Here is a 24,791-nt window from a genome sequence, read left to right as displayed (position 1 = left end):
TCAATGAGGAGAAAAGAAGGAAAGCGTGCTGCTTTTTGTCGACCGTCTGGGCAGTCCTGTTTCCGCCAAGGAATCAGACTGTCCTTTTTTGCGTCTGCAAAAGGAATTTGTATTATTTTTGAGGAGGTTTATCCATGAAAAAAATCGGTATTGTAATGGGCAGCGACAGTGATCTTCCTGTATTGGAAAAGGCAATGACAACACTGGACAAATTTGGTGTGCCTTATGAAGTGCATGTATATTCCGCACATAGAACACCTGTAGAAGCAAAAGAGTTTGCACAGCAGGCAAGAGCAAACGGCTTTGGTGCCATCATCGCGGCAGCAGGCAAGGCAGCTCATCTGGCAGGCGCCATTGCAGCCAACACAACACTGCCTGTCATCGGCATTCCTGTAAAATCCTCTACACTGGACGGTCTGGATGCACTGCTTTCTACCGTACAGATGCCCGGCGGCATTCCCGTTGCAACTGTAGCCATTGACGGCGCAGAAAATGCGGCTCTGCTGGCAATTCAGGTACTGGGTGCATCTGACGCGGAACTGGCAGCAAAACTGGATGCAGCCAGAGCAGAAGCAGCAGCAAAAGTACTGGAAAAGAACAAAGCAGTGGAAGCAAAATACAACCACTGATACCATACATACGAAATAAACACAGATACAAAAGAACCCCTGTCAGAAAAGACAGGCGGAACAAGGAGCTGGAAAAATGAATAAGATCCATGAAGAATGCGGCGTTTTTGGTGTATATGCCAAGGAGAAAACATCCGTTGCATCTACGGCATATTACGGTTTGTTTGCCCTGCAGCATCGGGGACAGGAAAGCTGTGGGATTGTAGTCAACGACGAGGGCGTGTTCACATATCATAAGGACGGCGGTCTGGTCAATGATGTGTTTACCCCAGCGGTGATGGAGCATCTGGGGGAAGGGAGCATGGCAGTGGGTCATGTGCGCTATGGCACAACCGGCGGCGGTGGCAGAATCAATGCCCAGCCCATCGTTGTGAACCATGTGAAAGGCGCAATGGCTCTGGCACATAACGGCAATCTGGTCAATTCCTTTGAACTGCGGCGGGAACTGGAGCTGGAAGGTTCCATATTCCACACCACCAGTGATACAGAAGTCATTTCCTACATCATCACCAAGGAACGGCTGAAAGCACCTTCCATTGAGGAGGCGGTCAATCAGGCAATGTATCGCATCAAGGGGGCTTACTCTCTGGTGGTCATGTCTGCAACCAAGATGATTGCGGCAAGAGATCCCCATGGATTCCATCCTCTCTGCTATGGTGTCACAAAAGAAGGGACTTACGTCATTGCTTCGGAAACATGCGCGCTGGATGCAGTCAGCGCAGCCTTTGTGCGGGATGTGGAACCCGGTGAAATCGTGGTCTTTGACGGCGATGAAATCCGTACCATTTCCGACCATATGGGTGAAGCAGAGAAGCATTTGTGTATTTTTGAACATATTTATTTTTCCAGACCCGATTCCAGAATCGACGGCGTCAGCGTACATCGTGCCAGAGTAACGGCAGGTGCCTGTCTTGCCATGGAACATCCCGTACAGGCGGATGTTGTCATTGGTGTGCCGGATTCCGGTATCGACGCAGCCATTGGATATGCCAGACAGTCCGGCATTCCATATGGCATGGGATTTATCAAGAATAAATATATCGGTCGTACCTTTATCGCGCCGGGACAAAAGGCGAGAGAGGATAAAGTAAAGATCAAGCTGAATGTAATATCAGAAACCATCAGGGGAAAACGTGTGGTTATGGTGGACGACTCCATTGTCAGAGGCACCACCTCTGCAAGAATCGTCAAACTGCTGCGGGAAGCAGGGGCAAAAGAAGTCCATGTCCGTTCTTCCGCACCGCCGTTTTTATTCCCTTGTTATTACGGAACAGACGTGGATTCCCAGGAAAACCTCATTGCGGTGAATCATACCATGGATGAGATTCGGGATATCATCGGTGCGGACAGCATCGGCTATCTGAATCTGGACCATCTGGGCATGCTCATGGGTACTCCCAAGGGCTGCGGATATTGTGCCGCCTGCTTTGATGGGAATTATCCCACAGAAGTTCCCACAGAAACGTGCAAGAACAGATTTGAAGGCAAGCTGAGCGAAAGGAGCAACAATCATGAAAAGTCAAAGTGAAAGCTATAAAGCTGCAGGTGTGGATATTACCGCTGGGTATCAGGCAGTGGAACTGATGAAAAAACACATTGCAAGAACCGTAACAGCAGGTGCAATGTCCGATATCGGCGGTTTTGGCGGTCTGTTTGAAATGGATCTGACAGGCATCACAAAACCCGTACTGGTAAGCGGTACTGACGGTGTTGGCACAAAACTGAAACTGGCGTTTTTGATGGACAAACATGACACAGTAGGTATCGACTGTGTAGCTATGTGTGTCAACGACATCATTTGCTGCGGCGCAAAACCTCTGTTCTTCCTGGACTATATTGCCGTAGGCAAAAACTTCCCTGAAAAAGTAGCAGCCATTGTTTCCGGCGTAGCAGAAGGCTGCGTACAGTCCGGCGCTGCTCTCATCGGCGGTGAAACAGCAGAAATGCCTGGTTTCTACCCCGAAGACGAATACGATCTGGCTGGTTTTGCAGTAGGCGTTGTTGACAAAGATAAAATCCTGGACAACAAAACCATGGAAGCTGGCGACGTTGTCATCGCACTGCCTTCCAGCGGCGTACACTCCAACGGTTTCTCTCTGGTTCGCCGTGTATTTGATGTGGAAAACGCAGACATCAAAACACCTCTGGCAGAACTGGGCGGTAAATCCCTGGGTGAAACACTGCTGGCACCTACAAAAATCTATGTAAAACCCATGCTGGCACTGTTCGAAGAAGTAAAAGTAAAAGCAGTTTCTCATATCACAGGCGGCGGCTTCTATGAAAACATTCCCAGAAGCATCCCCAAGGGCTTCGGTGCGAAAATTGACAAGAGCGCACTGCGTATTCCTCCCATCTTCAAACTGTTGGCAGAAAAAGGCAACATTCCCGAACGTGACATGTTCAACACATTCAACATGGGTGTTGGCATGAGCGTTGTGGTTGCCAAAGCAGACGCTGAAAAAGCACTGGAAATCCTGAAAGCAAACGGTGAAGACGCTTACATCATGGGCGAAATCATTCCTTCCGAGGAGGGCGTGGTGATATGCTGAAAACAAAAATCGCAGTTTTTGTTTCCGGCGGCGGCACCAATTTGCAGGCATTGATTGACGCCCAGAAAAGCGGCATCCTGCAAAGCGGCGAAATCGCCTTGGTACTTGCCAGCAACCATAAGGCTTATGCCCTGACAAGAGCGGCAGAAAACAACATTCCTTCCGTTGTGGTTGTCAGAAAGGAATTCGATTCCCAGCTGGCTTATGAAGAAAAGGTCAAAGAAGTCCTGAAAGAATATGGCATTGAACTCATCGTTCTGGCAGGCTTCATGTCCATTCTCAGTGAAAACTTTACTTCCGCTTTCCCTAAGCGGATTATCAATATCCACCCCTCTTTGATCCCTTCTTTCTGCGGAAAAGGGTATTATGGTCTGAAAGTCCACGAAGCGGCTTTGGCTTATGGGGTGAAGGTAACAGGGGCAACGGTGCATTATGTCAATGAAATCCCCGACGGCGGCGAAATTCTCATGCAGAAAGCCGTTGAGGTCAAAGACGGAGATACACCGGAAGTGCTCCAGCGCCGTGTCATGGAGGAAGCGGAATGGATTCTGCTGCCCCGTGCCACAGAGCAGGTTTCCAAAGAATTGCAGAAAGGAAGATAATTTTCATGGATATTTACAGAAAAGATTCTATGGCTACACTGGTGAAAGATAACGCTTATGTGGGCAGAGGCATTGTCATCGGCAAAACAGCAGATGCCAAAAAAGCGGTAGTGGCTTACTTCATCATGGGCCGCAGCGAAAACAGCCGTAACCGTGTGTTCATCGAAAAAGGCGATGAAGTCATCATCGAACCCTTCGATGTTTCCAAAGTAGAAGACCCTTCCCTGATCATTTATTCTCCCATCAAAAAATGGGAAAACAAACTGATTGTCACAAACGGCGACCAGACAGACACCGTTTATGACTTCATCAAAGACGGCAAAACATTCGAAGAAGCTCTGGAAACAAGAGAATTTGAACCTGACGCACCCAACTTTACCCCCAGAATCAGCGGTATGCTCACATTCGGGGAAAAAGATTTCGCATACAAAATGAGTATCCTGAAAAGCGCAGACGCAGAAGGCAGCGCATGCAACCGCTACACCTTCTCCTATGCTGCAACAGCAGGTCTGGGTCACTTCATCCATACTTACGCTTGCGACGGCAACCCCCTGCCTACATTCCAGGGTGAACCCGAACGTGTGGCAATCCCCGATGACATCGACACCTTCCTGAATGAAATCTGGGAAAACCTGAATGAACAGAACAAAATCTCCATTTATGTTCGCTACATTGACCTGGAAACAGGCGCTGTGGAAAACAGAATGATCAACAAAAACAAATAAATCAAAAGAGGAGTACAGGATGCACGAAAACAAGGAAATTTATATTTCACCTTTTTCTACCCGTTATGCCAGCAAGGAAATGCAGGAAGTATTTTCTGAACAGTTCAAATTCCGCACATGGCGCAGACTTTGGATCGCATTGGCACGGGCGGAAAAAGCATTGGGTTTGGATATTACAGAGGAACAGATTGCACAGATGGAGGCGTTCAAAGACGACGTCAATTACGAAGTGGCGGAAGAAAGAGAACGAATCGTTCGCCATGACGTTATGAGCCATGTTTATGCTTTTGGGAAACAGTGTCCCGCGGCGGAACCCATCATCCATCTGGGCGCAACCAGCTGCTATGTAGGGGATAATACAGACATTATCATTCTGCGGAAGGCTTCCGAAATCATTTTGAAGAAAGCGGCGCAGGTGCTGAAAAACCTGTCTGATTTCGCTATGGAATATAAGGACATGCCTTGCCTTGCGTATACCCATTTGCAGCCTGCACAGCTGACCACCGTGGGCAAACGTGCGGCACTGTGGATGTATGAACTTTCTCAGGATGTGCTGGAACTGGAACATCGTCTGGACAAGCTGCTGCTTTTGGGTTCCAAAGGCACCACAGGCACACAGGCAAGCTTTATGGAGCTTTTTGACGGCGATGAGGAAAAAATCAAGAAAATGGAAACCATGATCGCTGACGAAATGGGATTCCCCGGCGTGGTTCCCGTTTCCGGTCAGACTTATTCCAGAAAAGTAGACGCTTATTTCCTCTCTGTTCTGTCCGGCTTTGCCCAGAGCGCATATAAATTCTCCAATGACATGCGTATTTTGCAGTCCTTTGAGGAAATGGAGGAGCCTTTTGAAAAGAATCAGATCGGTTCTTCCGCAATGCCTTACAAGCGCAATCCTATGCGCAGTGAGCGTATTTCCGCTCTGGCAAGATATGTCATTGTAGATTCTCTGAATCCGGCACTGACAGCAGGAACCCAGTGGTTTGAACGTACTCTGGATGACTCAGCAAATAAACGTGTTTCCATTGCGGAAGCGTTTCTGGCAGTAGATGCCATTTTAAATATCTATATCAACGTGACCGGCGGCATTGTGGTCTATGATAAGGTTGTAAACCGCCGTGTCATGGAAAAACTGCCTTTTATGGCAACAGAAAACATCCTGATGCAGTCTGTGAAAAAAGGCGGCAACAGACAGGAACTTCACGAACGTCTGCGCACCCATTCCCATGGGGCAGCAGCAAAAGTGAAACTGGAAGGCGGCGCAAACGACCTGATTCAGCGCATTGTGGACGATCCTGCATTCCCTCTGACAGAAGAGGAAATCTATGTGGAACTGGACCCCAAGCGTTATATCGGCAGATGCGCCTCTCAGGTGGAAGAACTGGTGTCTTACACCATCCAGCCCATTTTGCAGCGGTGGCATGACGGCGAAATCAAGGCAGAATTGAAGGTTTGAAATTTTAGGAGGAGAGAAGCGGTATGAAAGAATTTGAATTGAAATATGGTTGTAACCCCAACCAGAAACCGGCAAAAATCTTTATGGCGGACGGCAGTGATTTGCCCATTGAAATTCTCAACGGCAAACCGGGTTATATCAACTTTTTGGACGCGTTCAACAGCTGGCAGCTGGTGAAAGAACTGAAGGAAGCCCTGGGCATGCCTGCGGCAACCTCCTTTAAACATGTAAGCCCCACTTCCGCGGCAGTCGGCGTACCTATGAGCGCGGAACTGAAAAAAGCTTGCTTTGTAGACGATATTGAAGGTCTGGATGATTCTCCCATCGCGCTGGCTTACGCAAGAGCAAGAGGTACAGACAGAATGTGCTCCTTTGGTGACTGGGTTGCCCTCAGCGATGTTTGTGACGAAGTAACCGCTCGTCTGCTGAAAAGAGAAGTTTCTGACGGTATCATCGCTCCCGGTTACACACCCGAAGCATTGGAAATCCTGAAAAGCAAACGCAAAGGCAGCTACAACATCGTAAAAATCGACCCGAACTATGTGCCTGAAAAACAGGAAAGAAAACAGGTTTACGGCATCACATTTGAACAGGGCAGAAATGATTTCAAAATCGACGAAGAACTGCTGAACAACATCGTGACAGAAAACAAAGAACTGCCTGATGCAGCAAAACGCGACCTGATCATCGCCCTGATCACACTGAAATATACACAGTCCAACTCTGTATGCTTTGCAAAAGACGGCCAGGCAATCGGCGTTGGCGCAGGTCAGCAGTCCAGAATCCACTGCACCAGACTGGCTGGCAGCAAAGCGGACGTATGGCATCTGCGTCAGCATGAAAAAGTGCTGAACCTGCCTTTCCTGCCTACCGTTGGCAGACCTGACAGAGATAACACCATCGATGTTTATATCTCTGACGACTATGAAGACGTTCTGGCAGAAGGAACATGGCAGAAATTCTTCTCCGAAAAACCCGAACCTCTTACAAAAGAAGAAAAGAGAGCATATCTGGATTCCATCAAAGGTGTGGCTCTGGGCAGTGACGCTTTCTTCCCCTTCGGTGACAACATCGAACGTGCGGCGAAGAGCGGCGTAACTTATATTGCGGAACCCGGCGGTTCCATCCGTGACGACAATGTCATCGAAACCTGCAACAAATTCGGCATGGTTATGGCATTTACCGGCATGAGACTGTTCCATCACTAAGAGAGAAAACGGGAGGAATCAATCTATGAAAGTTATGGTTGTAGGCGGCGGTGGCAGAGAACATACCATCGTGAAAAAGATCAAGGAAAACAAAGATGTGACAGAACTGTACGCACTGCCCGGCAACGGCGGTATCGCACAGGATGCAGTCTGTGTGGATATCGGCGCAAAGGACATTGACGGCATTGTGGCATTCGCAAAGGAAAAAACCATTGATTTCGCAGTGGTAGCTCCTGATGATCCTTTGGTACTGGGCGCAGTTGACGCACTGGAAGCCATCGGCGTGCCTTGCTTCGGTCCCAACAAAAACGCAGCGATTTTGGAAGGCAGCAAAGTGTTCTCTAAAAATCTCATGAAGAAATACAACATCCCCACAGCGGCTTACGAAGTTTTTGACAACGCCGAAGACGCTCTGGCTTATCTGGAAACAGCACCCATTCCCACTGTTATCAAAGCAGACGGTTTGGCGCTGGGCAAAGGCGTTATCATCGCTGAAACAAGAGAACAGGCAAAAGCCGGCGTAAAAACCATCATGGAAGATAAAGTATTTGGTGCCAGCGGTGACCACATCGTTGTGGAAGAATTCCTGACAGGTCCCGAAGTTTCCGTTCTGGCATTCACAGACGGCAAAACCATGATTCCCATGGTTTCTTCCATGGATCACAAACGCGCGCTGGATGGTGATAAAGGTCTGAACACAGGCGGTATGGGTACAGTCGCTCCCAACCCTTACTATACAGAAGCTGTTGCGGAAGAATGTATGAAAACCATCTTCCTGCCTACTATGGAAGCGATGAACAAAGAAGGCAGAACATTCAAAGGCTGCCTGTACTTTGGTCTGATGCTGACACCCAACGGTCCCAAAGTAATCGAATACAACTGCCGTTTCGGCGACCCTGAAACACAGGTAGTTCTGCCTTTGCTGGAAAGCGACCTGCTGAGCATTATGCAGCATATCGCTAACGGCACACTGGCAGACGCTGAAGTAAAATTCAGCAATAAAGCGGCTTGCTGTGTTATCATGGCATCCGAAGGCTATCCCGGAAAATATGAAACCGGCTACGAAATCACATTGCCCGCAGATTCCAGCAGAATCTTCGTGGCTGGCGCGAAAATCAAAGACGGTAAACTGGTAACCGGCGGCGGTCGTGTGCTGGGTGTGACAGAAGTGGCTGACACTTTAGCAGAAGCTGTGGATAAAGCTTATGAAACGGTAAAAACCGTAAGTTTTGCAAACGCATATTATCGGAAAGATATTGGTAAAAAAGCCCTTGCGGCGGAGGTGTAACATCTATGGTTTATAGAATTTATGTGGAGAAAAAACAGGGTTTGCAGACAGAAGCAGACGGCTTAAGAGCCGATCTGGTGAACCTGCTGGGCATCAAAGGTCTGACAGGTCTGCGCCTTTTGAATCGTTACGACGTAGAACACATTGACAAAGAATTGTTTGAAAACTGCAAAACAACGGTATTTTCCGAACCTCAGCTGGATGATCTGCTGACAGAAATCCCTCAGGATGGCGCGAAAGTATTCGCAGTGGAATTTTTGCCCGGTCAGTTTGACCAGAGAGCAAACTCCGCAGCAGAATGTATCCAGATCATTTCCAAACAGGACAGACCTCTGGTAAAGAGCGCAAAAGTTTACCTGCTGTATGGTGATCTGAGCGACGCGGATGTGGAAGCTATCAAGAAATATGTTATCAACCCTGTGGAATCCAGAGAAGCTGCTCTGGCAGAAGCAGATACACTGGAAATGGTATATGAAATCCCCACTTCCGTGGCAACACTGGACGGTTTCTGCGAAATGGACGAAGCCGCACTGGCACAGTTTGTAGCGGATCAGGGTCTGGCAATGGATTTGGACGACATCAAAGTATGTCAGGCTTATTTCCAGAGTGAACACAGAGATCCTACCATCACAGAAATCAAAATGATTGATACATACTGGTCTGATCACTGCCGTCATACCACATTCCTGACAACCATCGACAGCGTGAAATTCGAAGACGCACTGCTGCAGAGCGCTTATGACGAATATCTGAAAACAAGAGAAGCCATCGGCAGAACAAAACCCATCAACCTGATGGATATGGGTACCATCGTGGCAAAATTCCTGAAACAGCAGGGCAAACTGGATAAACTGGACGAATCCGAAGAAATCAACGCTTGCACAGTCAAAATCGACGTAGAAGTGGAAGACAGAGTGGAAAAATGGCTGCTGCTGTTCAAAAACGAAACACACAACCATCCCACAGAAATCGAACCTTTCGGCGGCGCTGCAACCTGCGTAGGCGGTGCTATCCGTGACCCTCTGAGCGGTCGTTCCTATGTATACGCTGCGATGCGTGTAACAGGTGCAGGCAACCCTCTGACACCCGTTTCCGAAACACTCCAGGGCAAACTGCCTCAGAGAAAAATCGTTACCACAGCTGCCGCTGGTTACAGCTCTTACGGCAACCAGATTGGTCTGGCAACAGGTCAGGTAGACGAAATCTACCACGACGGCTATGTGGCTAAGAGAATGGAAATCGGTGCGGTTATTGGTGCGGCTCCTGCGGAAAATGTACGCAGAGAACGTCCCGAAGACGGCGATATCGTTATTCTGCTGGGCGGCAGAACCGGTCGTGACGGCTGCGGCGGTGCAACAGGCTCCTCCAAATCCCATACACTGGAATCTCTGGAAAACTGCGGCGCAGAAGTACAGAAAGGTAACGCTCCCGAAGAAAGAAAACTCCAGAGATTGTTCCGTAACGCGGAAGCATCTCGCCTCATCAAACGCTGCAATGACTTCGGTGCCGGCGGTGTATCCGTTGCTATCGGGGAACTGGCAGATGGTCTGGAAATCAATCTGAACGCTGTTCCTAAGAAATATGAAGGTTTGGACGGCACAGAACTGGCTATCAGTGAATCTCAGGAACGTATGGCAGTTGTTGTTGCGGCAGAAGATGTGGAACGCTTCAAAGAACTGGCTTACGCAGAAAACCTGGAAGCTACCGTTGTGGCGGAAGTAAAGGCAAATCCTTATCTGGTAATGTATTGGAACGATAAGAAGATTGTGAACATTTCCCGTGAATTCCTGAACTCCAACGGTGCGGAAAAACATATCGATATCACACCTGCTGCTCCCGAAAACTATGACAAAGAAATCAAAGACGATTTCAAAGCAGCTTACATGGATTTGGCTGGCGACCTGAACGTTTGCTCCAAACGTGGTCTGTCTGAACGCTTCGACTCCACCATCGGTGCAGGCACAGTTCTGATGCCTTTCGGCGGCAAAAACCAGAGAACACCTATCCAGGCTATGGTAAACAAAGTTTCCATGGAAAAAGCAGACGCAAAGACATGCTCTTTGATGGCTTGGGGCTACAATCCTTTCATTGCGGAAAAGAGCCCTTACCACAGCGCTTATCTGGCAGTTGTGGAATCCGTTGCGAAACTCATCGCAACAGGTGCGAAATTTGAAGATGTATACCTGTCCTTCCAGGAATACTTCGAAAAACCTATGAAAGACCCCAAACGTTGGGGCAAACCTATGGCAGCCCTGCTGGGTGCGTTTATGGCACAGAAAGGTCTGGAAATCGCTGCTATCGGCGGTAAAGACTCCATGAGCGGTACTTTTGAACATATCGACGTACCTCCTACACTGGTTTCTTTCGCTGTAACAACAGAAAATGTAGCAAATATCATCTCTCCCGAATTCAAAGGAGAAAATCATAAAGTAATACTGCTGAAACCCGTTTACGATGAAAACGGTCTGCCTACTGCTGACAGCCTGAAAGCACTGTTCGCACAGGTGAACGACCTGATGCGTGCTGGCAAGGTTTGCGCAGCTTACACACCTACTTATGGCGGCGTAGCAGAAGCAGTGCTGAAAATGGCAATGGGTAATGACATCGGCTTCACATACGCAGATGGCCTGACCAAAGAAGACATCTTCGGTTATGCTTACGGCGCATTTGTGCTGGAACTGAGCGGCGAAGACGAAGTTGGCACACTGCTGGGCAGAACCGGCGGCAATGCCATCGCAAAAGACGGCGTTTCCATCGCACTGGCTGACCTGTACGATGTTTACGAAGGCAAGCTGGAACCCATTTACTCCTGCAACATCGAAACAGAAGCAAAAGAACTGCCTACATTTACATATCGTGCAGAAAGCTTCGCAAAACCTCGTCTGCAGTTCGCAAAACCTAAGGTACTGATTCCTGTATTCCCCGGCACAAACTGCGAATATGATTCCGCAAAAGCTATGGAACGCGCAGGGGCAGAAGCGGAAATCTTTGTCATCAACAACCTTTCCGCAGCTGGTATCGCAAACTCCGTAGAAACATTTGCGAAGAAACTGAACGACAGCCAGATGATCTTCATCCCCGGTGGTTTCTCCGGCGGTGACGAACCTGACGGCTCCGGTAAATTCATCACAGCATTCTTCAGAAACCCTGAGGTAAAAGAAGCTGTTACAAAACTGCTGGAAGACAGAGATGGTCTGATTTGTGGTATCTGTAACGGTTTCCAGGCGCTGATCAAACTGGGTCTGGTACCTTATGGCAAGATCATCGACACCGATGAAAACTGCCCGACACTGACATATAACACCATCCACAGACACCAGTCCAAACTGGTTCGCACTCGTGTGGCTTCCAACAAATCTCCTTGGCTGTCCAACGTACAGCCCGGCGATATCTTCACCGTGCCTATTTCTCACGGCGAAGGTCGTCTGCTGGCAGATGAAGCATTGCTGCGTCAGCTGGCAGAAAACGGTCAGATTCTCACACAGTATGTAGATCAGAACGGCAACCCTACAAACGATATTCAGTACAACCCCAACGGCTCTGCCTTCGCCATCGAAGGTCTGCTTTCTCCCGATGGTCGTGTACTGGGTAAGATGGGTCACTCCGAACGTATTGCTGACCGTCTGTACCAGAACGTACCCGGCGAATTTGATATGAAACTGTTCAAATCCGCAGTGGAATATTGGAAATAAAAAATACTTTGCTCCCGTGTCATTTTGGCACGGGAGTTTTTTTTGACAACAAAAATAAACCATGGTATGATGCACACAGGAGATGAACGTCTATGAAACCGGATAAAGTTTGTATTTTTAGAAGGAAAATCAGCTCTGTACAATAAGACCGATCGAGATTGTATGGGGCGGAGATTCTTTTACATAAGATCGGCATGAAAACATAGGAAACTATGTTTTGTTTGCGTGCCGGAAAGAAAGAATATCCGCGGAAAGCCTTTTTGCAGATGGCAGAAGGGCAGCCGTGGATTTTTTGCGCCCTTTTTTAGAAAGAAAGGACGATTTGATATGTATGAAAACTGGAAAATACAAACAGGTAAGTTCTTGACTGCACAGACCATTTCTCTTTTTGGTTCGGCATTGGTGCAATATGCTATGGTCTGGTATTTGACACTCTATACTGGGTCTGGAAAGGTATTGACCCTTTCTACGATCTGTGGCTTTTTGCCCCAGGTTTTGATTTCTCTTTTTGCGGGTACTTGGCTAGATCGATATAACAGAAAAAAACTAATGATGATTTCTGATGGTATGATTGCTTTTGTAACGGGAATTTTGGGAATCAGTTTTTTGATGGGAAAAGCCACAACGGCAGGCGTTATCGTGGTGCTTGCAATACGTTCCGTTGGTTCCGGCATACAGACCCCGGCAGCCCAGGCAGTCATTCCGCAACTGGTGCCCAAAGAAGCATTGGTGCAGGTCAATGGTATACAAAGCACCAGTTCTGCTATTACCAATTTTTTGGCACCGGCAGCCAGCGGGGCTGTTTTGGGCATCCTTGGTATAGAAGCAACATTGTTTTTGGATGTCATCACAGCGCTGATGGGTATTTCCATCACGTCAACGATTATGATTCCTGAGCTGAAGGCAAAAACAGAGGCTTCTTCATGGATACAGATGGCAGAAGGGGTTGGTTTTATCCGAAAAAATCAGGATGTATGTTATTTACTGCTCTTTGAATTCGTGACAATGTTTTTTGTAACACCTTCAGCCTTCTTGACGCCTCTTTTGGTGTCCCGCTCTTTTGGAGAGGAAGTTTGGCGGCTGACATGCAGTGAGATGACTTACAGCTTGGGCATGATTCTAGGGGGATTGCTGTTGGCTGTATGGAAAGGGTATCCACGGCGTGCCAAAGCAACGCTTTTGACAGGTACATGGTATGGAATGCTTATGTTTGGACTTGGTCTTGCCCCGACATTTGGGGGTTATTTGCTTTGCAATACCCTCATTGGCATTGCGTCACCTTGTTATAATGCGCCTATGACTGCTTTTTTGCAGGATAGAGTACCGCAGAAATATCATGGCAGAGTATTCGGCTTTTTACAGATTGCCATGTCCATGGCTTTTCCGCTGGGGATGCTTATATTTGGACCTTTGGCAGATGTGATGGAGATCAGGCTGTTGCTATTTATTGGCGGAAGCGGTGTGTTGGGTGTGATGGCATACAGCTTTTTCCGAAAAAACTGAATTTCTAATTTTTTTATAAAAACAGCAAACCTTTCTCTCACCAATTCGCTCTATATAGTAGACGCGTCAAACGAAAGAAAAAAGGAGGCTTTGGCTTTGACCATAGAAGAAACGGCAGCACTGGTTCGTCAGATGCAGGCGGGAAACACAGACGCCTTTGACGAAATCTTCGCTGCTTATGAGCAAAAAGCGGTGCGCACTGCTGCCCTGATATGTGGGGAAGTTCCCCTGGCAGAGGATATTGCCCAAGAGACTTTTGTGACTTGTCTGCTGCAAATCGAAAAGCTGAAAAATCCATATTGCTTTTCATCTTGGTTTTTTAAGATACTGATCAGATGTGCATGGAAACAGACAAAGAAGAAACAAAAGCTGATGCCTGCGGAAGAAATACTGGCGGAAGGGGCACAAGGCCTGCCGCCGGTATTTGACAGTTATCCCAGTGAACAGCGGGCAATGTACGAAAAGCTGTATGACGCCATTGACAGTCTGGGGCAGAAGCAGCGAACCACATTGATTCTATATTATTTCAATGATTTTTCCATCAAGGAGATTGCACAGATCACATCTTCTTTGGAAGCAACGGTAAAATCCAGATTGTTTGCGGCAAAAAGCCGATTGCGGAAGGCTTTGGCAGAGGAACACACACTGCGGAAGGGGGAACTGGTTTATGAAAAGAGATGAATTGGACGCAATGATTCAGCATGCTATGGAAAAGCAGACAGAGCATTTGCATGCAAATCCCATGATGCTGGAACGCATCAAGAGAGAAGCGGCGTCAAGAGAGCGGAAGGAGAGAATTTCCATGAAATTATTTACAGCAAAAAGAATTGCAGCTGTTGCAGTGGTATGTTTTGCATCTGTTACCTGTTATGCGGCAGTGCATTTCAGCGGCGTAGAGGCACAGACTACTGTTGATATCACAAGCTATGCGCAGCTTGAAAAGGCGGAAGAAAAAGTGGGATTTGATATGAAAACCGTAGAATCCTTCTCCAATGGCTTTACATTTGTCAATGGCGGCACTGGTGAAATATACGGGCAGGATGAAAACGGCAATAACATAGGTGACCCTTATGCGCTGATGACACTGTCTTATGAAAAAGAAGGTAAAACGTTGGTAGTTACTGCACAGGACGGCGATCCTTATGCGGATGCAGGGCAAGAAGTACGGGAAGGCTACAGCAGTCATCTGTACAAATTTGTGCCGGAAGGCTATGAGTTGACAGCAGAGGACAAAGAAAAAGAAGCTAGCGGTGAACTGATCATTTCTTATGGCACAGACGAAGTCATGGAAAGTGTGATGGAAGTCTATTCCTGGAAAGACGGCGATCTGTTTTACAGTATGACAGCTGATAACTGTGATCTGGGAGAAGAAACTATGGCGCAGATGGCACAAGAAATGCAGAATGCCTGAGAATATGGCAAGAGAGCGTAGCATATAAGTAGTAAAGATAGAAAAAGTGAAGGAACATCTTTTTGTAGAGGTGTTTTCTTCACTTTTTTTATGAAGTGACAGAAGAAAATTGGGGATGTATTTTTATTCATAAATTTCCACTTATATGCAAAAGTATTGAGAAATTTGGAAAAACGATGTGGATTCATAAATTTTTTGCATCAACAAAACTTTAAAATTTTCAAAGTACCGACATTTGTGCATTTGCAAAAAGGATGAAATTTTCGGTCAAAATCGAAGGTGATTTAAAAATATGTGAAATTTTAATAATAATCGCGAATCTATAGAAAAAAGTTTTGGAAATTGATAAATTTTTCTGTATTGTTGTGTGTTTCATTTTGTGTTATAATGGCTAAGTATGTATAACAGATGAAAAGAGGATGTATATATGCAAAAGGATTTCATTCTTTCACATGTAGACCATACCATGCTGAAACAAGGTGCCACGTGGGCAGATATCCAGCGAATCTGTGATGAGGGTTTATCTCATAAAACAGCTTCTGTTTGTATCCCACCTTCTTATGTTGCGGATGCAGCGGCATATCTGAAAGGACAGTTGGCAGTGTGTACGGTCATCGGCTTTCCCAATGGATATCAGACCACAGCGGTGAAAGTGGCAGAAACAAAAGATGCCATCGCTCATGGCGCAGATGAGATTGATATGGTCATCAATATCGGCTGGGTCAAAGACGGAAAAGATCAGAAGGTTTTGGAAGAGATCAATGCCGTGAAAGAAGCCTGTCAGGGCAGAATATTGAAAGTCATTGTAGAAACCTGTCTGCTGACAGAAGAAGAAAAAATCCGTATGTGTGATGTGGTCAGCCGTTCTGAGGCAGAATACATCAAGACAAGCACAGGATTTGCTGGCGGCGGTGCTACATTTGCAGATGTGGAGCTGTTTGCGAAGCATGTACAGCCTGGTACCAAGATCAAAGCGGCAGGCGGCATCAAAAGTGTTGCAGACGCGGAGAAATTTCTGGAACTTGGTGCAGAGCGTCTAGGGACCAGTTCTCTGGTAGCCATGCTGGATCAAAAAGACTGATATGCGCCGGTACGCTTCTGGCGTGCGGCATACCATAAATATGTTTTTAAAAAGGTAAAAAAGGGAGGAATTACAATGAGTTTATTCAAGAAATTTGCAGCAACAACATTGGCACTGACAATGGTATTTAGCTTGGCAGCTTGTGGTGGCTCCAGCGATACTGCAACAACAGAAGAAGGCGGCGACGCTGCTACAACTGGCAAAGTTTACAAAATCGGTACAGATACAACATTTGCACCTTTTGAATTCCAGAACGACGCTGGTGAATTCGTAGGTATCGACATTGACCTGCTGAACGCAATCGCAGAAGATCAGGGCTTTGAAGTAGAACTGCAGTCTCTGGGCTTCAATGCAGCTGTTCAGGCTCTGGAAGCTGGTCAGGTTGACGGCGTTATCGCTGGTATGAGCATCACACCTGAAAGACAGGAAAAATTTGACTTCTCCGATCCTTACTTCGACAGTGGTGTTGTTATGGGCGTAAAAGAAGACAACGAAGACATCAAGAGCTATGAAGATCTGGCAGGCAAAAAAGTAGCTGTTAAGATCGGTACAGAAGGTCAGACATTTGCTGAATCCATCAAAGATGAATATGGTTTCACAACAGTTGTATTTGACGATTCCAACTCCATGTATCTGGATGTTAAATCCGGCAACTCCGTTGCTTGCTTCGAAGACTACCCTGTAATGGGCTATGCAATCTCTCAGGGTTCCGGTCTGAAAATGGTAACAGAAAAAGAACAGGGCAGCTCCTATGGTTTTGCTGTAAACAAAGGTGAAAACGCAGAACTGCTGGAAATGTTCAATGCTGGTCTTGCAAACCTGAAAGAAAGCGGTAAATATGACGAAATCCTGAACACATACATTCAGGAATAATCCTTTGCCGAAGGATTTTTGATCCGAAAGGAAATTTTTTGTATTTTAGTTGGGAGTAGTGCCTTATGGGTGAGATTTTTGTAACAGCAATGACGAACATGTTCCCACAGACAGGTCATTTTGCACTGGCTGTGGGCGGTTCTTCAAACTTTTTTGAATATGCAGTGAGCATTTCCCCTCGTCTGTTCGAAGGGCTGAAAATGACCATTGCTATGACAGTTTGTTCTTTGATTCTGGGGATTTTGGTAGGTTTGCTGTCCTGCTTCTGTTCCATCTCCAAATCTTTCATTTTGAATAAGCTCTCTGGAGCTTACCTGAGCATCATTCGTGGTACACCACTGATGGTACAGGCGACTTTCATTTACTTCGGTTTGAGTGCGGCGCTGAATATGCCAATCACTTCATTTACAGCGTCCATCATCGTACTGATGCTGAACTCTGGTGCATACCTGTCTGAAATCTTCAGAAGTGGTATCAGCGCCATCAATAAAGGTCAGATGGAAGCGGCACGCAGCTTGGGTCTGCCCCATGGCGTAGCAATGCGGAAGATCATTCTGCCTCAGGCATTCCGTATCGTTATCCCTTCCGTAACCAACCAGTTCATCATCACACTGAAAGATACGTCTATCCTGTCTGTTATCGGTGTGGCGGAAATGATGCGTCAGAGCCAGCAGCTCATCGCAAACAACTTCCGTGCATTTGAAACATACGCAATCGTTGCAGTATGGTACTATGTACTGGTTATCATTTTGACAAAACTGTTTAAACTGCTTGAGAGGAGGCTGGCAAATTGATTAAGGTAAAAGTTGAAAACCTGAAGAAAAACTTTGGCAGTCTGGAGGTTCTCAAGGACATTAACATGGAAGTCAAAGAAGGCGAAGTAGTTTGCCTGATTGGACCTTCCGGCTCCGGGAAAAGTACATTCCTGCGCTGTCTGAATAAACTGGAAGAACCCACCGCTGGTGTGATTATCGTAGACGATTATGATCTGATGGCAAAAACATCTGATATCAATAAGATTCGTGAAAACATCGGTATGGTGTTCCAGCAGTTCAATCTGTTTCCTCATCTGTCTGTGCTGCAGAATATCATGCTGGCACCTGTAGACAGAAAACGCATGACAAAGGAACAGGCTGAAGAAAAAGCCAAAAAATTGCTGGATCGGGTAGGTCTGCTGGAAAAAGCAGATGTATATCCCGCAAGCCTTTCCGGTGGTCAGCAGCAGCGTGTAGCCATTGCCCGTGCATTGGCAATGGAACCGGACATCATGCTTTTTGACGAACCCACTTCCGCTCTGGACCCTGAAATGGTAGGGGAAGTATTGGAAGTTATGAAACAACTGGCTGCAGAAGGTATGACCATGGTGGTCGTAACCCATGAAATGGGCTTTGCTCGTGAAGTGGCAGACCGTGTGGTATTTATGGACGGCGGTTACATCGTAGAAGAAGGAACACCGGAAGAAGTTTTCGGCAATCCACAAAACAAGAGAACACAGGATTTCTTGAACAAGGTACTGTAAGAGCGATTCGTAAGGCTAACCACATAAATACAAAAAAAGCAGTATAAAGCAATTATGCAGAGAGGATTTTATTGGATTCTCTCTGCTTTTTGTTTTTTTATGAAATAGTCTTTAACGATACTGCCACTTAAGAAAAATAAATATAGCCGACATCCTTTTTATTTCAAGGATGTCGGCTATATGAGAATGGTCAGATTTGTTTTTATCTGGAGTGCCTTTTACTGTAATTAGATGTCTATTTCATGTTCCAGCCAAAGCTGATCCGGCGGTGTTTGAGAGCCAAAGAGCAAAGGGGAAAGGGTATAACCGTAACTGCCGGCGTTTGTAAACAGCAGGCGGTCGCCTACCTCTGCTCGAGGAAGTGTCACATTAGATGCCAGCAGGTCATAACGGCTGCACAGACCACCTACGATGTCTACGGTTTCTGTACCTTCCCGGTCAGCCAGCAGTGTCACCTGAGAAATGTTCGGACAGGTGTAGAAAGGCTCTGCCGGTGCTGGTGTATGCTGGTCTTTTGTCATTAATTCCTTCATGACCGGACGGAAAAAGCCGTTGGTACCATTTTTTACAATATAATATGTTTTGCCACGGGAGATTTTGATGTCCATGATTTCTGTTACATAGACGCCGCTTTCGCCCACCAGAAAACGTCCGCTTTCCAGCAGGAATTTTGCCTGCAAACGAGGACGGAATGCATCAAAGACGGTGGATACCTTTTTTTGCAGGACATCTAAATCCAGCGGTTTTTGGGTATCAGGATCATAAACAATGCCTAAGCCACTGCCAAAATTGATGTAAGAAAATTTGGTGTCCCAAAGGTGTTCCAGCCGCAGAGCCAATGTCAGTACATGAGCATAGTAGGCTGTCAGCTGGTCTGCATCCAGAATCTGTGACTGGATATGTACGTGAATGCCTGTAGGACGCAGGGCAGGAAAATCGTCAAAAGCGTGGGAAGAAAGAAGCTGTTCCTCATCAATGCCAAACTGGGAAGGTCCCCCCTCAGTTCCTTCCATAGAAAATGCTGGATTGATGCGGATACCGATAGGCAGAACAGCGTGTTTTTCCTGTGCCAGACGATTGCATAAATCAAGTTCGTGGAAGCTGTCCGCAATGATATGGCAGCGTCCAATAACATCTTCCAATTCATCCCGTGTTTTGCCGGGAGCGGAAAAATAAATCCGCTCAGAAGGAATCCCTGCCCGGCGGCTTTCGGATACCTCTTTGGCAGAAGCGGCATCAGCCCCCAGACCGAATTCGGAAATGGTCTGCAAAATGGGGAAGAATGGATTGGTTTTGATGGAATATAATATTTCAAAATCAGGAAAAACCTGTTTCAGTTTTTGTGCCTGACGCAGAATCACCTGTTTGCGATAAGCGTAAAAAGGTGCTGCATGTATGGTGAAAATATCATGTCTCTTCAAGAATGAACCCTCCTTTTTGCCCTTCTATCATATCACAGGGAGTAGTCCAGAAACAATAGAGAATGTTTTTTTCTGCCATAGCCAAATTCCTTGATTTTTCGGGAAATAAAGGAAAAATGCTTGCATAAGGTATGAAAAAATGGTATACTAACAACAGTAACAAGCGGAAATGGCAGAGAAAAGAGTGGGTGAAAGCCCACTCTTTGTTGTTGCTTAGGCAAAAATATATACGAGGTGAAAAAATGGCAAAGAGCAATACAGAAAAGAAAGTACTGCCTCTTCTGGAACCCATTGTGGAAGAAAGAGGTCTGGAACTGGTGGATTTGGAATTTGTAAAGGAAGGCGCGAACTGGTATCTGCGTGTGTATATCGACAAAGAAGGCGGCGTTTCCATTGACGACTGCGAAGCTGTCAGCCGTGCGCTGGAAGCAAAGCTGGATGAAAAGGACCCCATCGAACAGGCTTATGTGCTGGAAGTAAGCTCTCCCGGTATCGACCGTCCCCTGAAGAAGGATGCGGATTTCATCAGATTCCAGGGAGAAATCATTGATGTAAAGCTCTATAAGGCTGTAGACGGACAGAAACAGTTCCAGGGCAAACTGCTGGGACTGAACGACGGCGTTATTTCTTTGGAAGAAGAAGATGGTACTGTTCGCGAATTTGTACAAAAAGATACCGCTGATGTGCGGTTGGCTGTTATTTTCTGAGGATAAGGGAGGAATAGGAAAAATGGATAGAGCAGAATTTATCGAAGCACTGCATTTGATTGAAAAAGAAAAAGGCATCGACAAGGAAATCATTTTTGAAGCCATTGAAGCATCTCTGGTTTCCGCTTGCAAAAAGAACTTTGGTTCTAACCAGAACATCAAAGTTGTTATCGACAGAGAAACAGGTAACGTTGCCTGCTACGCACAGCGCGAAGTTGTGGAAGAAGTCATGGACGAACAGAACGAAATCGACCTGATGGCTGCAAGAATTCTGAACCCCAGCTATCAGATTGGCGATACTGTAGATCTGGAAGTAACACCCAGAGACTTCGGCCGTGTGGCTGCACAGACAGCAAAACAGGTAGTTGTGCAGAAATTCAGAGAAGCGGAAAGAGAAATCCTCTACAATCAGTACATCACAAAAGAACGTGAAGTAGTGACCGCTATCGTACAGAGAAAAGAAAGAAGAAACATCATCGTACAGATGGGCAAAATTGATGCGGTGCTGGCTGCCAACGAACAGATTCCCGGCGAACAGTATAATTTCATGGACCGCATCAAAGTATATGTGCTGGAAGTAAAACAGACACCTAAGGGTCCCCAGATTTATGTTTCCAGAACACATCCCGAACTGGTAAAACGTCTCTTTGAACAGGAAGTACCTGAAGTGCATGACGGTACTGTAGAAATCAAGAGCATTGCCAGAGAAGCAGGCAGCAGAACAAAAATCGCTGTTTACTCCAAAGACGAAAATGTGGACGCACTGGGCGCATGTGTTGGTCAGAATGGCTACCGCGTAAATGTCATCGTCAACGAACTGGGCGGCGAAAAGATTGACGTTATCAACTGGAGCGAAGATCCTAAGGAATTCATCGCTGCTGCTCTGAGCCCTTCCAAAGTTCTGGCAGTTGCCATCAATGAAGCAGAACAGAGTGCAAAAATTGTTGTACCTGACCATCAGCTGTCTCTGGCCATCGGTAAAGAAGGTCAGAACGCAAGACTGTCTGCAAAACTGACAGGCTGGAGAATCGACATCAAGAGCGAAACACAGGCAAGAGAAACAAACTTCCTGGCTGAAGATCCTGTAGAAGAAACAGAAGATGCAGCAGAAGAAATGACAGAAATCATGGAAGAATCCGCAGAAGCTGTGGAAACAGCAGCAGAAGAAACTGCTGTAGAAGAAACACAGGAAGAAGCGTAAGCATAGAGGAGGCGGCATCATGATGAAACAACGGAAAGTCCCCCTCAGAAAATGTACCGGCTGTCAGGAAATGAAGGACAAACGGGAATTGATCCGCATCGTGCGCAACGATGCAGGCGAATTTTCTCTGGACCGTACAGGCAAGAAACCGGGACGGGGCGCATATATTTGCCCCAATACGGAATGCCTGGCAAAGGCGCAGAAGTCCAAAGGTCTGGAACGCTCCTTCAAAGCACCTGTGCCCAAGGACGTATATGAAGCCCTGCTGGCACAGCTGGAAGGAGAAGAAAATCATGCGTAAGTTTTATTCCCTGCTGGGGCTTTGCAAACGTGCCAATAAAGTGGCAGGCGGCGAAGTGGCGGCAGAGGAAGCTATACGCGGCAAAAAGGCATGTCTTGTCATTGTGGCAGGAGATGCGTCGGCAAATACAAAGAAAAAATTTCATAACTCTGCATCGTTTTATGAAGTTCCGATTTTGGAACTGGGAACAAAGGCAGATTTAGGCAGAGCTGTCGGCGAGGAGATCCGCGCGGTACTGGTTGTGACAGAAGCGGGATTTGCGGCAAAACTGCAGCAGCTTGCACAGACAGCAGAAAACGCAGAGTAAAGGATTTGGAATAGATGTAAGAGAAAGAAGAGGTGCGGCGAATGTCAAAAATGCGAATTTATGAACTGGCAAAGCAGTTGGGCGTAGCCAATAAAGAACTGATGGAAAAAATGAAGAGTGTAGGTATGGAAGCAAACAGCCATATGAGCATGATCGAGGAAAGCGACGCGGACAAGATCAGAAAGCTGTATCAGCCTGCACAGAAAGCGGAAGAACCCAAAAAAGAAGCTCCCAAGCAGGAAGTAAAAGAACAGCATAAGGGAAATCAGCAGAAAGATGCTCCCAAACAGGATAACAGAAACAAGGGCGAAAACAAAAAAGCGCAGGACGGCAAGAACCCGCAGAACAATAATCAGAATAAAAACAACCAGAATAAAAACCAGAACAACAACGCCCAGAACAACCAGAATCAGGGCAAAAAAGATAAAAAGGGCAAAGGCAAGAAAGACCAGAAACCCAGAGAAAACCCTCTGGAACGCAGAAGACGTGAAATGGAAGAAGAAGCGGCGCTCATGGCAGAACTGGAAGCGCTGGAAGCAGCTGAAAAAGCAGCAGAACCTGTAATCAAATCCATTCCTGCTTCCATCAGCGTGAAAGAACTGGCAGAAGTGCTGGGCAAAAAAGGTTCCGATCTGGTAATGGCACTGATGAAAAAAGGGCAGATGCTGAACATCAACGCAACACTGGACTTTGATACAGCTGCTGCCATTGCGGAAGATTACAACGTTATTCTGGAACAGGAAGAAGAAAAAGACATTCTGGAAACCGTTTTCGCAGAGGAAGAAGACGACGAAAAAGATCTGAAAGAAAGACCTCCCGTTGTTGTTGTTATGGGTCACGTTGACCACGGTAAAACATCCCTGCTGGATGCTATCCGTCACAGTAACGTAACAAAAGGCGAAGCCGGCGGTATCACACAGCACATTGGTGCTTATACTGTACAGATCGACGGCAAACCCATCACATTCCTGGATACACCCGGTCACGAAGCTTTCACAGCAATGCGTATGCGTGGTGCACAGATCACAGATATTGCTATTCTGGTTGTAGCGGCTGACGACGGTGTTATGCCTCAGACTGTAGAAGCCATCAACCATGCCAAAGCAGCAGGCGTTGAAATTATCGTTGCCATTAACAAAATGGATAAACCCTCCGCAAACCCTGACCGCGTAAAACAGGAACTGGTAGAATATGGTCTGGTAGCGGAAGACTGGGGCGGTCAGACTATCTGTGTACCTGTTTCCGCAGTGACAAAAGACGGTCTGGATTCTCTGCTGGAAATGATCATTCTGGTAGCAGAAATGAAAGAACTGAAAGCAAACCCCAACAAACATGCAAGAGGTGCTATCGTAGAAGCACAGCTGGACAAAGGCAGAGGTCCCGTTGCGACTGTACTGGTACAGAACGGTACTTTGCAGGTAGGTGACCCCATCGTTGCAGGTGCGGCTTATGGTAAGATTCGTGCTATGACCGACGATAAGGGCAGACGTGTGAAAAAAGCAGGTCCTTCTACTCCTGTAGAAATCCTGGGTCTGTCTGAAGTACCTTCCGCTGGTGACAGCTTCTATGTAGCAGAAAATGATAAACAGGCAAGACAGGTTGCTGAAAGCATCATCGCGAAGAACAGAGAAAACATGATCAAAGAAACACCCCAGAAAGTATCTCTGGACGACCTGTTCTCTCAGATTCAGAGCGGTAACATGAAAGAACTGAACATTGTAGTCAAAGCAGACGTACAGGGCTCCGTAGAAGCTGTTCGTCAGAGTCTGGAAAGACTGTCCAACGAAGAAGTACGTGTACGTATCATCCACGGCGGTGTTGGTGCTATCACAGAAAGCGACGTTATGCTGGCTTCCGCATCCAACGCTATCATCATCGGCTTCAACGTACGTCCCGAACCCGCTGCAAAAGCATTTGCGGATGAAGAAAAAGTTGACGTTCGTCTGTACCGTGTCATCTACAACGCTATCGAAGACATCACAGCTGCTATGAAAGGTCTGCTGGATCCTGTATTCGAAGAACAGGTACTGGGTCATGCGGAAGTACGTCAGCTGTTCAAAGCTTCCGGTGTTGGTACCATCGCCGGCAGCTATGTAAAAGATGGTAAGTTCGTAAGAAACTGCCAGGTTCGTATCATCCGTGACGGCGTTGTTGTTTACGAAGGCGATCTGGAAAGCTTGAAACGTTTCAAAGACGACGTAAAAGAAGTTGCTGCGGGCTATGAATGCGGTCTGGTATTCAAGAAGTTCAACGACGTGAAAGAAGGCGACTGGATCGAAGCCTATACCATGGTAGAAGTACCTAGATAAGCAGGTGAG

General features: G+C 46.8%; 22 protein-coding genes. 21 read left to right on the top strand and 1 reads right to left on the bottom strand.

What is annotated here, in order from left to right:
- Nucleotides 1-134 precede the first annotated feature (134 nt).
- The 16 genes from purE to INF29_RS02270 all read left to right on the top strand — a co-directional run bounded on the left by purE (nt 135) and on the right by INF29_RS02270 (nt 18,536).
- Complete coding sequence (gene purE, locus INF29_RS02345; protein ID WP_022255246.1) at nt 135-629, top strand: 5-(carboxyamino)imidazole ribonucleotide mutase; 495 nt, start codon at nt 135-137, stop codon at nt 627-629.
- A gap of 76 nt (nt 630-705) precedes the next feature.
- Entirely contained in the window at nt 706-2,157 is a 1,452-nt protein-coding gene (gene purF, locus INF29_RS02340; RefSeq protein ID WP_191344085.1) for an amidophosphoribosyltransferase, read from the top strand.
- Nucleotides 2,141-3,178, top strand: a complete 1,038-nt coding sequence (gene purM / locus INF29_RS02335) for a phosphoribosylformylglycinamidine cyclo-ligase (protein WP_022255244.1) — start codon at nt 2,141-2,143, stop codon at nt 3,176-3,178. The genes purF and purM overlap by 17 nt, the downstream gene beginning before the upstream one ends.
- Nucleotides 3,172-3,780, top strand: a complete 609-nt coding sequence (purN, locus tag INF29_RS02330; RefSeq protein WP_072851817.1) for a phosphoribosylglycinamide formyltransferase — start codon at nt 3,172-3,174, stop codon at nt 3,778-3,780. Before purM ends, purN begins: the two co-directional genes overlap by 7 nt.
- Before the next feature lie 5 nt (nt 3,781-3,785).
- Nucleotides 3,786-4,505, top strand: coding sequence for an IMP cyclohydrolase (locus tag INF29_RS02325; protein WP_243184060.1), 720 nt, complete (start codon nt 3,786-3,788; stop codon nt 4,503-4,505).
- A gap of 19 nt (nt 4,506-4,524) precedes the next feature.
- Nucleotides 4,525-5,961: an adenylosuccinate lyase gene (purB, locus tag INF29_RS02320; RefSeq protein ID WP_193484361.1), complete on the top strand. Its 1,437-nt coding sequence runs from the start codon at nt 4,525-4,527 to the stop codon at nt 5,959-5,961.
- 23 nt (nt 5,962-5,984) lie between these two features.
- A complete protein-coding gene (locus INF29_RS02315; RefSeq protein ID WP_022365202.1) occupies nt 5,985-7,169 on the top strand; it encodes a phosphoribosylaminoimidazolecarboxamide formyltransferase in 1,185 nt (394 codons plus the stop codon).
- A 25-nt stretch (nt 7,170-7,194) separates the two neighbouring features.
- Nucleotides 7,195-8,457, top strand: coding sequence for a phosphoribosylamine--glycine ligase (purD, locus tag INF29_RS02310; RefSeq protein WP_193484359.1), 1,263 nt, complete (start codon nt 7,195-7,197; stop codon nt 8,455-8,457).
- A 5-nt stretch (nt 8,458-8,462) separates the two neighbouring features.
- Nucleotides 8,463-12,149: a phosphoribosylformylglycinamidine synthase gene (locus INF29_RS02305; protein WP_193484357.1), complete on the top strand. Its 3,687-nt coding sequence runs from the start codon at nt 8,463-8,465 to the stop codon at nt 12,147-12,149.
- Between the two features lie 327 nt (nt 12,150-12,476).
- Nucleotides 12,477-13,652 (top strand): MFS transporter, encoded by a 1,176-nt coding sequence (locus INF29_RS02300; RefSeq protein WP_193484355.1) that lies wholly within the window; start codon nt 12,477-12,479, stop codon nt 13,650-13,652.
- A gap of 96 nt (nt 13,653-13,748) precedes the next feature.
- Nucleotides 13,749-14,333, top strand: a complete 585-nt coding sequence (locus INF29_RS02295) for an RNA polymerase sigma factor (protein ID WP_193484353.1) — start codon at nt 13,749-13,751, stop codon at nt 14,331-14,333.
- On the top strand, nt 14,320-15,063 hold the full coding sequence (locus INF29_RS02290) for a hypothetical protein (protein WP_193484351.1): 744 nt from the start codon (nt 14,320-14,322) through the stop codon (nt 15,061-15,063). The genes INF29_RS02295 and INF29_RS02290 overlap by 14 nt, the downstream gene beginning before the upstream one ends.
- A 427-nt stretch (nt 15,064-15,490) precedes the next feature.
- Nucleotides 15,491-16,144 carry a deoxyribose-phosphate aldolase gene (gene deoC / locus INF29_RS02285; protein ID WP_072851824.1) on the top strand — a complete coding sequence of 218 codons (654 nt, stop codon included), beginning with the start codon at nt 15,491-15,493 and terminating at the stop codon, nt 16,142-16,144.
- A gap of 75 nt (nt 16,145-16,219) precedes the next feature.
- Nucleotides 16,220-17,017 (top strand): transporter substrate-binding domain-containing protein, encoded by a 798-nt coding sequence (locus INF29_RS02280; protein WP_193484349.1) that lies wholly within the window; start codon nt 16,220-16,222, stop codon nt 17,015-17,017.
- A 65-nt stretch (nt 17,018-17,082) separates the two neighbouring features.
- On the top strand, nt 17,083-17,811 hold the full coding sequence (locus INF29_RS02275; protein ID WP_022255232.1) for an amino acid ABC transporter permease: 729 nt from the start codon (nt 17,083-17,085) through the stop codon (nt 17,809-17,811).
- Nucleotides 17,808-18,536, top strand: a complete 729-nt coding sequence (locus INF29_RS02270; RefSeq protein WP_072851827.1) for an amino acid ABC transporter ATP-binding protein — start codon at nt 17,808-17,810, stop codon at nt 18,534-18,536. Before INF29_RS02275 ends, INF29_RS02270 begins: the two co-directional genes overlap by 4 nt.
- A gap of 227 nt (nt 18,537-18,763) precedes the next feature.
- On the opposite strand, the gene INF29_RS02265 is transcribed toward INF29_RS02270, so the two are convergent.
- Nucleotides 18,764-19,957: a type III PLP-dependent enzyme domain-containing protein gene (locus INF29_RS02265; RefSeq protein ID WP_072850472.1), complete on the bottom strand. Its 1,194-nt coding sequence runs from the start codon at nt 19,955-19,957 to the stop codon at nt 18,764-18,766.
- A gap of 242 nt (nt 19,958-20,199) precedes the next feature.
- Here INF29_RS02265 and rimP point away from each other — a divergent pair, with 242 nt between their 5' ends.
- Genes rimP through infB form a run of 5 tightly spaced genes read left to right on the top strand, consistent with a single transcriptional unit; the run spans nt 20,200 to nt 24,782 of the window.
- Nucleotides 20,200-20,664: a ribosome maturation factor RimP gene (gene rimP / locus INF29_RS02260; protein ID WP_072850470.1), complete on the top strand. Its 465-nt coding sequence runs from the start codon at nt 20,200-20,202 to the stop codon at nt 20,662-20,664.
- 22 nt (nt 20,665-20,686) lie between these two features.
- Nucleotides 20,687-21,865: a transcription termination factor NusA gene (gene nusA, locus INF29_RS02255; protein WP_072850468.1), complete on the top strand. Its 1,179-nt coding sequence runs from the start codon at nt 20,687-20,689 to the stop codon at nt 21,863-21,865.
- A 22-nt stretch (nt 21,866-21,887) separates the two neighbouring features.
- Nucleotides 21,888-22,166, top strand: coding sequence for an RNase P modulator RnpM (gene rnpM / locus INF29_RS02250; protein WP_054329586.1), 279 nt, complete (start codon nt 21,888-21,890; stop codon nt 22,164-22,166).
- Nucleotides 22,159-22,473 carry a L7Ae/L30e/S12e/Gadd45 family ribosomal protein gene (locus INF29_RS02245; protein ID WP_072850466.1) on the top strand — a complete coding sequence of 105 codons (315 nt, stop codon included), beginning with the start codon at nt 22,159-22,161 and terminating at the stop codon, nt 22,471-22,473. Before rnpM ends, INF29_RS02245 begins: the two co-directional genes overlap by 8 nt.
- Before the next feature lie 41 nt (nt 22,474-22,514).
- Nucleotides 22,515-24,782, top strand: coding sequence for a translation initiation factor IF-2 (gene infB / locus INF29_RS02240; protein WP_193484348.1), 2,268 nt, complete (start codon nt 22,515-22,517; stop codon nt 24,780-24,782).
- Nucleotides 24,783-24,791 lie beyond the last annotated feature (9 nt).

Origin of the sequence: Anaerotignum lactatifermentans (assembly GCF_014982935.1) — a bacterium.
GTDB lineage: Bacteria > Bacillota > Clostridia > Lachnospirales > Anaerotignaceae > Anaerotignum > Anaerotignum lactatifermentans.
Note: the sequence above shows the minus strand (reverse complement) of the source record. Positions and strands in the feature narration are given on the sequence as shown.

Coding starts and splice junctions, on each gene's coding strand:
- purE (WP_022255246.1), top strand. CDS start 135: ATGAAAAAAATCGGTATTGTAATGGGCAGCGACAGTGATCTTCCTGTA.
- purF (WP_191344085.1), top strand. CDS start 706: ATGAATAAGATCCATGAAGAATGCGGCGTTTTTGGTGTATATGCCAAG.
- purM (WP_022255244.1), top strand. CDS start 2,141: ATGAAAAGTCAAAGTGAAAGCTATAAAGCTGCAGGTGTGGATATTACC.
- purN (WP_072851817.1), top strand. CDS start 3,172: ATGCTGAAAACAAAAATCGCAGTTTTTGTTTCCGGCGGCGGCACCAAT.
- INF29_RS02325 (WP_243184060.1), top strand. CDS start 3,786: ATGGATATTTACAGAAAAGATTCTATGGCTACACTGGTGAAAGATAAC.
- purB (WP_193484361.1), top strand. CDS start 4,525: ATGCACGAAAACAAGGAAATTTATATTTCACCTTTTTCTACCCGTTAT.
- INF29_RS02315 (WP_022365202.1), top strand. CDS start 5,985: ATGAAAGAATTTGAATTGAAATATGGTTGTAACCCCAACCAGAAACCG.
- purD (WP_193484359.1), top strand. CDS start 7,195: ATGAAAGTTATGGTTGTAGGCGGCGGTGGCAGAGAACATACCATCGTG.
- INF29_RS02305 (WP_193484357.1), top strand. CDS start 8,463: ATGGTTTATAGAATTTATGTGGAGAAAAAACAGGGTTTGCAGACAGAA.
- INF29_RS02300 (WP_193484355.1), top strand. CDS start 12,477: ATGTATGAAAACTGGAAAATACAAACAGGTAAGTTCTTGACTGCACAG.
- INF29_RS02290 (WP_193484351.1), top strand. CDS start 14,320: ATGAAAAGAGATGAATTGGACGCAATGATTCAGCATGCTATGGAAAAG.
- deoC (WP_072851824.1), top strand. CDS start 15,491: ATGCAAAAGGATTTCATTCTTTCACATGTAGACCATACCATGCTGAAA.
- INF29_RS02280 (WP_193484349.1), top strand. CDS start 16,220: ATGAGTTTATTCAAGAAATTTGCAGCAACAACATTGGCACTGACAATG.
- INF29_RS02275 (WP_022255232.1), top strand. CDS start 17,083: ATGGGTGAGATTTTTGTAACAGCAATGACGAACATGTTCCCACAGACA.
- rimP (WP_072850470.1), top strand. CDS start 20,200: ATGGCAAAGAGCAATACAGAAAAGAAAGTACTGCCTCTTCTGGAACCC.
- nusA (WP_072850468.1), top strand. CDS start 20,687: ATGGATAGAGCAGAATTTATCGAAGCACTGCATTTGATTGAAAAAGAA.
- rnpM (WP_054329586.1), top strand. CDS start 21,888: ATGAAACAACGGAAAGTCCCCCTCAGAAAATGTACCGGCTGTCAGGAA.
- INF29_RS02245 (WP_072850466.1), top strand. CDS start 22,159: ATGCGTAAGTTTTATTCCCTGCTGGGGCTTTGCAAACGTGCCAATAAA.
- infB (WP_193484348.1), top strand. CDS start 22,515: ATGTCAAAAATGCGAATTTATGAACTGGCAAAGCAGTTGGGCGTAGCC.